We start from the raw sequence: 6,585 nt of genomic DNA, 5'->3' as shown, positions 1-6,585 counted from the left end.
TCCCCACACCTTGAGCACCCACCGCCCATCCGCCGCCCACCGCCCTGGTTGATGCGCGCTCAAGGTGCGCCACCCTCACAACGTTGAGCACCCACCAACCATCCGCGCGGGTGCGAGGCGATTGATGGGTGCCCAAGGTGGAGCTGGTACGGCGTCAGTCGTCGTGCGCGGATGGCGCCTTCACCGCGAGGACGGGGACCGGGGATTCCAGCAGGACGCGCTGCGCCGTACTGCCGAGGATGAGTTTGCCGACGGGGGAGCGGCGGCGGAGGCCGAGGACGATCAGGCCGACGTCTTCGGCGGCGGCTGCCTTCAGGAGCTCGCCGGCGACGTCGCCGTTGGAGACGGCTTGCTGGATGGTGACCTCGACGCCGTGTTCACGCAGTTTCGCGGAGGCGGCCTCGAGCTCGGCCTCGTTGGCGTAACGGGCATCGATGTAGGCGTCGCCGCGGCTGGTGTTGAGCAGCAGGACCGAGGCGCCGCGCAGGGCGGCCTCGGCTCCGGCCGCCGCCAGGGCGGCCTCGCCCTCGGCGGTTGGCACGTACCCGACCAGAATCTTCACGAAGCCCAGCCCTTCTCTGACCAAGTGATCAGCATCAGTCGTCCTCACCGAAGGTCAGCCGCTGGTGGGCGGGCTGGGTGCCGCGGAGGCGCGCGACGATTCTCGGCAGGTACGGCACGAACAGCGCGAGCACGGTCAGCACGATGATGACCAGGCTCAGCGGTCGGGTGAAGAATACGCTGCCGTCGCCGTTGGAGATGACCAGTGCCCGGCGGAACTGCTCTTCCATCGTCGGACCCAGGATCACGCCGAGGATGACCGGTGCGATCGGGAAGTCGAGTTTGCGCATGAAGAACCCGACGACACCGATCAGGAGTGCCATCAGCACCTCGTAGCCCGACCCCGACAGCGAGTACACGCCAAGGCACGCGAAGACCAGGATTCCGGCGTACAGGAGTGGGCGCGGGACCTTGAGCACCTGCACCCAGAGCCCGATCAGCGGCAGGTTCATGATCAGCAGGATCAGGTTGCCGATGTAGAGCGAGGCGATCAGCGTCCACACCAGCGTGCTGTTGTTCTCGAACAACTGCGGGCCGGGCTGCACGTTGAAGATCTGGAACGCCGCGAGCATCACCGCGGCGGTCGCGGACGTCGGCAATCCGAGCGTCAGCAGCGGAACCAGTACGCCGGAGAACGACGCGTTGTTCGCGGCCTCCGGACCGGCAACGCCCTCGATCGCACCGTTCCCGAACTCGTCGCGTCCCTTCTTCCGAGCCCGCCTGCGCTCAATGGAATACGACAGGAACGTCGGTACTTCGGCACCGCCGGACGGGATCGCGCCGAACGGGAAGCCGAGCGCCGTACCGCGTAACCACGGCGCCCACGACCGCTTCCAGTCGGACTTGGTCAGGTACCCGGTCCGCAGCCGTCCCTTCTCCAGTACGGCGGGCCGGTCCGGAGTCGACCGCAGTTTCGATGCCACGTGCAACGTCTCGCCGATCGCGAACAGCCCGACGATCACGATCACGACGTCGATCCCGTCCAGCAGCCGCAGCGAACCGAACGTGTACCGCGGTGCGCCCGACAGACTGTCGAGCCCGATCAGCCCGATGAACAGACCGACCGTCAATGACAGCAACCCGCGGACCATCGAGTGACCGACGAGCGCGGTCACCGCGACCATCGCGAGCAGCGTGACGGCGAAGTAGTCCGTCGCCTGGAAGTGACTCGCCAGACTGCCGATCGGCTTGGCCACGAACGTCAGCAGCACGGTCGAGATCGTGCCGGCCACGAACGACCCGATCGCCGCCGTCGCCAGCGCAGCCCGGGCACGACCCTTCAAGGCCATCTTGTGGCCCTCGATCGCGGTCGCGACCGAGGCTGACTCGCCCGGGGTGTTGATCAGGATCGAGGTCGTCGAACCGCCGTACATGGCGCCGTAGTAGATCCCGGCGAACATGATGAACGCGCCGATCGGGTCGGAGAAGTTGAAGGTGATCGGCAGCAGCAGCGCGATCGTCAGCGCCGGGCCGATCCCGGGGAGGATGCCGACGAGCATGCCGAGGGTGACGCCGAGGACGGCCCACAGCAGGTTCATCGGGTCGAGGACGGTACCGAATCCGTTCAGCAGGTCGCCGCCGACACTCAGGGTGATCACAGGCCCAGCACCCCTTCCGGCAGCGAGATGTCGAGGAAGCGGGTGAAAGCGACGTACACAATGATCGCGAGCACGAGCGCGACCACGATGTCCCTGATGAGTTGCCGGCTACCGAGAACACGAGCCGCGGCGAAGAACAGCAGCGCGGTCGCGATCAGATAACCCAGCGGTACGACGAGGAGCGCGTACAGCACGAGTAGCGCGGACAGGGTGACTGGCTCGAACCAGGCCCGGTCGCCCTCGGCCTTGGCCGTCTTCGGGGACCGCAGGCCCTCGATCAGGTAGCCGATCGAGAAGAGCAGCCAGGCCGTTGTCACGAGCAACGGAAAGAACCGCGGTCCGGCCGGGTCGAAACCCTTGGGGCTGCGGATGTCGAAGACGCCCACCAGGAACGTCGCGCTCAGGACGATCAGCACGATCGCCGCGATGATCCGGACCAGCCTGGACGCCTCGACCTCGACGTCTGCTGCTCTCACCCCAGGCGTTGCTGCTTCTTCGGACGCGCTCATACGATCCCCAGCTCCTTCAGGAGAGCCTGCACCCGGGTGGTCTCGTCGGCGATGAACCTGCTCGCGTCGTCACCGGTCTTGAAGAACTCGGTCCAGCCCTGCTTCTTCCGGATCTCGGCCCACTCCGGCGAGGTGTTCACCTTCGTCACGAACTCGACCAGCCGCTTCCGGTCGGCGTCCGGGATGTCAGGCGGTGCCACGATCGCCCGCCAGTTCTGGACCTCGGCGTCGTACCCCTCGGACTTCATCGTCGGCAACTGCTTGCCGGCGACGGTGACCGGCTCGGTGCCGGTGGTCGCGAGCACCCGCATCTTGCCGGCGGTGATCTGCTCCTCGAACTCGCTCACGCCGGAGATGCCGACCGTGACGTCACCGGACAGGATCGCGGCGGTCGCCTCGCCACCACCGGAATAGCTGATGTACTTCACCTTCGACGGATCCAGCCCGGCGGCCTTCACCAGCGTGCCCGCCGTGATGTGGTCGGTGCCGCCGATCGTGCCGCCGCCCCAGCTGACCTTGGCCGGGTCGGACTTGTAGAGCTCGACCAGGTCCTTGAGGGTCTTCAGCGGAGAGTCGGCCTTGACCACGATCACCTCCTGCTCGGCGGTGATCGTCGCGATCGGGGTCGTGTCCGAGACCTTGATCTGGGACTGGTTCAGAGTCAGCGCGCCGACCATCACCAGCCCGGTGATCATCAGCGTGTGCGGGTCCTTGCGGTTCTTGGTGACCAGCTTGGAGATCCCGACCGCGCCACCGGCACCGGTCACGTTCACGACCGAGACGGACCGGTCGGGCAGCAGCTTGTCCTCCTGGATCACGTGCTGGAACTGCCGCGCGGTCAGGTCCCAGCCGCCACCAGGGGCAGCGGGCACCATGATCTCGACATTGCGGCTGGGGAAGTCACCGGCGACGCTGCCGCCTTCGAGTGTCTTCGCCAGCGCCGAACAGCCGCTGAGCAGCAGGCTGAGCGCCAGGCCCGCGGCGACCAGGGCCGTCCTGGGCGGTGCCGTTCTGGCCATGGGATTCCTCCGGGGGCGTCGGGTCCGATGATGCGAAAACGTAGCAGCATTCCACCAGGGGGTACAGAGATTCCGTTCTGCGGTACGGCGGTCTATCGTCGAAGGGACGCTCTTGCTTGGTTGCTTGGAGAGGGGAACCTGATGGCCGACGGTGACGGGGTCCGCAGTGTGCACCGTGCGCTGGATCTACTGGAACGCTTCGATGACGAGCACCCTAGCTGGACGCTCGCCGCGCTCACCACCGCGAGTGGGTTGCCGAAGACAACAGTTCTCCGACTCGTGACCACGCTCGAGCAACGCGGTCTGGTGGCAGCGATCGGCCCCGGCAAGTACGCGATCGGTCCCGGCTTCCTGCGCTGGTCGCGACTGAGCAGCGCGACGATGGAGATCCCGCCGGCCGTCCGCGCTGCGATGGGCCGGCTGGCGACGGAGACAGGGGAGACGGCCAACCTCTACATCCGCGTCGGTCGCACCCGGGTCTGCCTCGCGCAAGCCCAAGGCACGTTGAGCATCCGGCACGCGATCGCCGTCGGCTCGTCGATGCCGTTGTGGAGCGGTGCCGCATCGAAGGTCCTGCTCACCGATCCGCCGGTGCTCTCGGTCGATCCGTCGGTCATCGAAGAGATCGCCCTCGAAGCACCCCGCCCACCCGGCTTCGCCAAACGCCTCCGCGCGGCGGCGACCGATGCCGATGCGCGGGGGTTCGCCATCAGCCACGGCGAACGTGAACTAGGCGCCTCCGGCGTCGCTGCTCCCATCCGCCGCCCTGACGGGCGCGTAGTCGCCGCCATTGCGATCGGCGGCCCCACCACCCGCTTCAGCGACGACCGCCTCCCTACCTACATCAACGCCGTACGCCGCTGTGCCGCCACCATCAACACCACCAACTGGAGCGGCTTCAGTGCAACCTGACCCGGTGCAACCTGATGCAGTGCAACCTGACCCAGTGCAATCTGACGCAGTGCAACCTGAGGCAGGCGCCAGGGGAGCGGGCGCGGATCTGCTGGCTGGGGTGCGGGTGCTGGACCTGACCAATGTGCTGGCCGGGCCGTTCGCGGGGTATCAGCTCGCATTGATGGGTGCCGAGGTGATCAAGGTCGAGGTCCCGGGAACGGGCGATCTCGCCCGCAACCTCGGCGGAGATCCGGAGCTCTCACGTGCCGGCCTCGGAATCTCGTTCCTCGCTCAGAACGCCGGGAAACGCTCGCTGACCCTGGATCTCAAGAACGCTGACGCTCGAGAAATCTTCGAGCGGCTCGTTCGCGAGAGCGACGTTCTCCTGGAGAACTTCCGTCCGGGCGTTCTCGCGCGTCTCGGTTTCCCGGCCGAGACCCTGCGTCAGCTGAACCCGGGTCTCGTGTACTGCGCGGTCTCCGGCTTCGGGCAGACCGGCCCGATGCGCGCGCGCCCGGCGTACGACCAGATCATCCAGGGTCTCTCCGGGATCATGAGCGTCACCGGAACACCAGAGAGCGCTCCAACGAGAACTGGTTTCCCGATCGCCGACACCCTCGGCGGGTACGCCGCCGCGTTCGCGATCTCGGCCGCTCTCGTGAAACGCTCTCGCACCGGGATCGGCAGTTTCCTGGACGTCTCGATGCTGGAGACCGCGGTCGCCGCGATGGGCTGGGTCGTCTCCGACTACCTGATCGGCGGCCGGGTTCCCCAGGCCATGGGCAACGAGAACGCGACCTCAGCCCCGTCCGGCACCTTCCGTACCGCCGACGGCGCGCTGAACATCGCCGCCAACAAGCAGGAGCAGTACGTCGAACTCTGCCGCGTCCTCGACCGCCCCGACCTGATCGCCGACCAACGCTTCGCCACCCGCGAGTCCCGCAAGGCCCACCGCGCCGAACTCAAAGCCGAGCTGGAGAAAACCCTCGAACGGGCCTCAGCCGCCCACTGGGACGACCTGCTCGCCAACACCGGCGTACCGGTCGCTCCCGTGCTCACCGTCGAGGAAGCGCTCTCTCTGGACCAGCTCTCCGAGCGAGAACTCTTCCACGAGGTCCCCATGCCCGACGGCAGAGAGCGCTCTCTCCGGGTCCTCGGCAGCAGCGTCCATGTCGACGGCCAAGCCGTAGGCCCGACTACCCGCCCACCCCGCCTGGGCGAGCACACCGCCGAAATCCTCGCCGAACTCGGCTACACCACCACCGAAATCGAAGCCCTGGCAACAAAGGGAGCAACATGACCGGTACGACGGATGCCGCGGACTGGTGGGCTACCGGGATCTCGGACATCGGGCCGGGCAGTATCCGGTTCCACGGTTACGCGATCGAGGAACTGATCCCCGCGGTTTCCTTTCCGCAGATGATCTGGCTGATGGTCCGCGGCGACCTCCCGTCTCCAGGCCAAGCTCGCCTGCTGGAGCAAACGCTCGTCGCCGCCGTCGACCACGGCCCTCAAGCTCCCTCGATCGCCGCCGCCCGGATGGCCGCCTCCTGCGGTCTGCCGCTCAACAACGCGATCGCCACCGGCGTCAACCTCCTCGGCGACATCCACGGCGGCGCCGGCCAGCAATGCCTGGAACTCCTCTACAACCTCGCCGCCTCCGACCAGGACCCCGACTCCGCCGTCCGAGACCTCGTCGCGTCGTACAAATCCCGCAAGGCGTACCTCCCCGGCTTCGGCCACCGCTTCCACCCCCGCGATCCACGCCGCGACCCCCTCATCACGGCGGCCGAGGAAGCCGTTGCCGAAGGCACCATCTCCGGCAAGTACCTGCAGAGCGCCCTCGCCCTGGAGGCAGCGCTCGCCCCCATCCCCATGAACGTCGACGGCGCCACCGCCACCATCTACGCCGAACTAGGCTTCGACCCCCCACTGGCCCGCGGCCTCTTCGTCCTCTCCCGCTCAGTAGGCCTCCTCGCCCACGCCCACGAACAGTCGAAAGAC

Annotated in this window: 8 protein-coding genes; 4 read left to right on the top strand and 4 right to left on the bottom strand. The window is 67.3% G+C overall.

What is annotated here, in order from left to right; translation table 11 throughout:
• Positions 1 to 154 precede the first annotated feature (154 nt).
• From E1261_RS42230 to E1261_RS42215, 4 genes are read right to left on the bottom strand one after another with little or no spacing between them, the layout of a single operon-like run.
• On the bottom strand, positions 155 to 562 hold the full coding sequence (locus E1261_RS42230; protein ID WP_132415526.1) for a universal stress protein: 408 nt from the start codon (positions 560 to 562) through the stop codon (positions 155 to 157).
• A 34-nt stretch (positions 563 to 596) separates the two neighbouring features.
• Positions 597 to 2,159 (bottom strand): tripartite tricarboxylate transporter permease, encoded by a 1,563-nt coding sequence (locus tag E1261_RS42225; RefSeq protein WP_132415524.1) that lies wholly within the window; start codon positions 2,157 to 2,159, stop codon positions 597 to 599.
• Positions 2,156 to 2,668 carry a tripartite tricarboxylate transporter TctB family protein gene (locus E1261_RS42220; protein ID WP_132415522.1) on the bottom strand — a complete coding sequence of 171 codons (513 nt, stop codon included), beginning with the start codon at positions 2,666 to 2,668 and terminating at the stop codon, positions 2,156 to 2,158. Before E1261_RS42220 ends, E1261_RS42225 begins: the two co-directional genes overlap by 4 nt.
• The gene (locus tag E1261_RS42215; protein WP_132415520.1) at positions 2,665 to 3,687 is read right to left on the bottom strand and encodes a Bug family tripartite tricarboxylate transporter substrate binding protein; all 1,023 of its coding nucleotides are present in this window, start codon (positions 3,685 to 3,687) and stop codon (positions 2,665 to 2,667) included. Before E1261_RS42215 ends, E1261_RS42220 begins: the two co-directional genes overlap by 4 nt.
• Positions 3,688 to 3,828: 141 nt before the next feature.
• On the opposite strand from E1261_RS42215, the gene E1261_RS42210 reads away from it, so the two are divergent.
• From E1261_RS42210 to E1261_RS42195, 4 genes are all read left to right on the top strand, one after another.
• On the top strand, positions 3,829 to 4,599 hold the full coding sequence (locus E1261_RS42210) for an IclR family transcriptional regulator (protein WP_132415518.1): 771 nt from the start codon (positions 3,829 to 3,831) through the stop codon (positions 4,597 to 4,599).
• Between the two features lie 14 nt (positions 4,600 to 4,613).
• Entirely contained in the window at positions 4,614 to 4,718 is a 105-nt protein-coding gene (locus E1261_RS47225; protein WP_132415516.1) for a pentapeptide repeat-containing protein, read from the top strand.
• Entirely contained in the window at positions 4,700 to 5,881 is a 1,182-nt protein-coding gene (locus E1261_RS42200) for a CaiB/BaiF CoA transferase family protein (protein ID WP_420814102.1), read from the top strand. The genes E1261_RS47225 and E1261_RS42200 overlap by 19 nt, the downstream gene beginning before the upstream one ends.
• A partial coding sequence (locus tag E1261_RS42195; RefSeq protein WP_132415512.1) for a citryl-CoA lyase occupies positions 5,878 to 6,585 on the top strand: 708 nt, incomplete at its 3' end. The genes E1261_RS42200 and E1261_RS42195, both read left to right, overlap by 4 nt.

This window comes from Kribbella albertanoniae (assembly GCF_004348455.1).
Lineage (GTDB): Bacteria > Actinomycetota > Actinomycetes > Propionibacteriales > Kribbellaceae > Kribbella > Kribbella albertanoniae.
This window is presented reverse-complemented; position numbering and strand designations above follow the sequence as displayed.